Below are 954 nucleotides of genomic sequence, written 5' to 3' on the forward strand. Positions count from 1 at the left end.
CGGGGGGCTGCCGCCGCCGTGTGACGGCCGCCGAGGCACCGTCGGGTGGCCGTCGGGACCGGGCCGGGCGGGTGCCCGTCGTGCACCCGTGTCCCGTGGCGGGCGTTTCATGAGGCAGGCTTGTGCCGTGCCCGAACCCGCTGAGACCACCCCGAGCCCGACCCCCGCGCATCCTCACTCCGGGACGCTGCGGCGGCTGGAGCAGTCCGCCGGCAAGCTCGCCGCAGCCGCCATCACGCGGATGGACGACCAGCTTTCCTGGTACCGGGCGATGCCGCCGGAGAACCGGTCCTGGATCGGGCTGGTCGCGCAGGCGGGCATCGCGGCGTTCACCGAGTGGTTCCGGCACCCGGAGGCCCCCCAGGCGATCAGCACCGACGTGTTCGGTACCGCGCCGCGCGAACTGACGCGTGCGATCACCCTGCGGCAGACCGTCGAGATGGTCCGCACCACGATCGAGGTGGTCGAGACGGCGATCGACGAGGTCGCCGCTCCGGGGGACGAGTCGGTGCTGCGCGAGGCGCTGCTCGTGTACGCGCGGGAGATCGCGTTCGCCACCGCCCAGGTCTACGCGCAGGCCGCCGAGGCGCGCGGCGCGTGGGACGCCCGGCTGGAGTCGCTGGTGGTCAACGCGGTGCTGTCCGGTGAGGCGGACGAGGGTGCCGTGTCGCGGGCCGCGGCGCTGGGCTGGAACGCGCCCGAGCACGTCGCGGTGGTGCTGGGCACGGCTCCGGACGGCGACAGCGAGCTGACCGTGGAGGCGATCCGGCGGGCGGCGCGGCACGCCAAGCTCCAGGTGCTCACCGGGGTGCTCGGCAACCGGCTGGTGGTGGTGGCGGGCGGTTCGGACGACCCGGTGAAGGCGGCCAGGTCGCTGATCGGCCCGTTCGCCGCCGGCCCTGTGGTGGCCGGTCCGGTGGTCGGTGACCTGCTGGCCGCCACGGGCTCCGCGCA

Annotated in this window: 1 protein-coding gene; it reads left to right on the forward strand. The window is 75.1% G+C overall.

What is annotated here, in order from left to right; all coding sequences use genetic code 11:
- Positions 1 to 127: 127 nt before the first annotated feature.
- Positions 128 to 954, forward strand: an 827-nt coding sequence (locus ACYVE9_RS28425; protein ID WP_461030760.1) for a PucR family transcriptional regulator, incomplete at its 3' end; no start/stop codon positions are given.

The organism is Streptomyces sparsus (assembly GCF_054776295.1).